Here is a 2,702-nt window from a genome sequence, read left to right as displayed (position 1 = left end):
CACGGGCGGCGGCACAGGCGGGATCGTGGCCGACGCCACGCTCAAGCTGGACGCCAAGGGCGATGTCAGCAACCTGGGCAGCACGATTGCAGGTAAGGATGTCGCCATCCACACCGACGGTGCCTTTACCGACTCGGCCCGAATGGGTTATGACGAGCATGGCAGCCTGGTGCTCAAGGATCGGGGACGCGTCGACGGCGGCAAGGACGGCAGCGTCTCGATTGTCGCCGCCGGTGATGTCAACCTCACGGCCGCGGGCATCAGTGCCAAGCACGTGAATGTTGAAGCCGGGGGCAATCTGACCTCCAACGACGTGCACGAGGTGACCTCCAGCTTCAAACAGACTGTTGAGACCAATGGTGTCAGCCTGGGAGCGTTATCGATCCCCCTGGGTTCTACGACCAAAACGCACACCGAAGTCAGCGCCACATCGGTCGGCAGTCAACTGCAGGGCGCCGCAGACGGTGGTTCGCTGACCCTGCGCGCCGGCAAGAACATCACCCTGCAAGGCGGCGACTACAGTGCCGACAAAGGCGTAGTCGATGCCAAGGGTGAAGTGCGCACACTCACCGGACAGGACTTTTCGCACACCGAAGACACGATGGTCAGCGAAGGGCTGAGCCTGGGTGTCAACGCCGGTATCGCCGGCAAGGGTGTGGCCGCCGAATACGGACCGCAAGGCGCATCGGCCCGGGTGATCAACGGCGATGAGGCCAACGCCACGGACGCCGGCCCCCTCGATGGCGGCAAGCCGGTACTCGATGGCCCCCTGGGGGCCAAGATTGGTTACTCGCGGGTGGAAACCAAGGACACTCGCTCCCAGGTTCACAACAACAACGCCAACCTCAACTTCGGCTCATCGGTCACCGTGCAGGGGGGTGGCACGGTGGACATTGGCGGTGCGAACATCCAGGCCATCAAGGACGGCAAGGCCGGTGACCTGAACATCATCGGCAGCGAGGTGGTCAGCACCAAATTTGAAGATGAGGACGTTCAGACCCATTCGCGCAAAGACCTTTTTGTGGGCGTCAGCGGCACGGGCTCAAGCTCCATCGCCGATACGATCAACCACTCCACGACCCTGGCGGACAAGACCAAGCAGGGCATGACGGTGGATGCCGGCATGACTGCCCTGCAGGCCGCCGGTGATGCGACCAACCTGATCTTCAATGACACCGGTGCCCTCTCCGCCAAAGTGGGGGCCAAGTACACTGAATCCTCGTCCTCGAGCCGGGACGTCAAAGACAACATCAACCTCCTCAAGGGCAATATCAAGATCACCTCCACCAAAGGCGACATCGCCCTGGTCGGTGTCAAACTGGACGGCACCGGGGCCGGTGTGGAGCTCGATTCGGCACGCAACGTATCGCTCACGGCAGGCAAGTCCCACAGCGAAAGCGAGTCCAGCAGTCAAACCCATGATGCCTCGGTCAGTCTCAATGCCTCGGTGGCACCGACCGGCGCGGGGGTGGGTCTGTCGGCCGGCTACACCGGCAGCCTGGATAAAACCCGAACCACGGCGACCGCTTACCAAAACACCGAAGTGTTGGGCGACACCGTGATCATCAAGGCCAAGAAAGACCTTGAGCTGACGGGGGCCAAGGTGGTCGGTAATGATGTCAATCTGGACGTTGCCGGCAACACCCGGGTGACGTCGGTGCAGGACACCTCCGACATGGGTCATACCGTGGCCAACTGGGGTGCCAACGCCGGTGCCGCCATCACCACCACCAGCATCGTGGCCCCCACGGGCGGTGCCAACGGTGGCGGTGGCAAGGACACCGATCGCAGCACGCTGACGGCCGAGCAATCGGGCATCAGCGCCAAAAACAAGCTCACGGCCAACATCGGCGGTGATCTGACGCTGAAGGGTGCGCACCTGATCTCCGAAAGCGGTCAGGGCGATCTCAATGTCGCAGGTAAAATCAAGGCCGAAAAACTGCACGACAATCGCGAAAAGGATGGCGGCAGTGGCGGCGGCGGTGGCGGTCTGAGCAAAACCGGTTTGGCCTCTGTCAGCCTGAACGTCACGCGAGTGGATCAGGTGCATTACGACGCCACGCAAAACGCCACGATTGCCGGCCTGCAGGTCAAGACTGGTCAAGGGATCGAAGGCCCGCTTAACCGCGATGCGAACAAGACACAGACCGTGACCCGTGACGAGCACATCGCCGGTAACGACGTGTCCATTACTGCCGGTATTGGGGACATCAAAGGCTTTGCTGGCAAGCTCAAGAATAAAACCGATACTGGTAGTGGCAAAGCCACCGGCGGGACGATCAAACACACGTCGGACATCGCCACATCGCGGGGCGAACCTGAAAGCGTGGTGAAGGGTAATGTGGGCAACGACGTAAAGGGTTCAAGAGCGACTAAACCATCGCTCACTGTTCATCCAGAGCACATGGTAGACAACGCGCCAGCCGGTCCTGCCTCCGTAACGCGACAGGTTACGGAGGCTCCGGCCATGGATAACCGAGAGGTTGTAAATCATGTGGGTACAGGGGTTTCCGACGCTCCAGCCCTACATCGACAAGCAGGCAATCAGTCATTGCAGGCTGCGGATGGGCTTGAGCTGTCTTTGGCTCCCGCGAACCATACCGGCAATGAACACGACCTGATTGATGCCGGCGAGACTTCCGGTACGCCAGCCTTGCACCGACAAGCAGGCGATCAACCATTGCGGACGCCGGACGGGCTTG

At 61.2% G+C, this 2,702-nt stretch carries 1 protein-coding gene; it reads left to right on the top strand.

Annotation, left to right across the window (positions count from 1 at the left end):
- On the top strand, window positions 1–2,702 hold a 2,702-nt coding region (locus FGA82_RS30240; RefSeq protein WP_141129928.1), incomplete at both ends, for a hemagglutinin repeat-containing protein.

It is taken from the genome of Pseudomonas fluorescens (genome assembly GCF_005938625.1).
Classification (GTDB): domain Bacteria; phylum Pseudomonadota; class Gammaproteobacteria; order Pseudomonadales; family Pseudomonadaceae; genus Aquipseudomonas; species Aquipseudomonas fluorescens_BD.
This window is presented reverse-complemented; position numbering and strand designations above follow the sequence as displayed.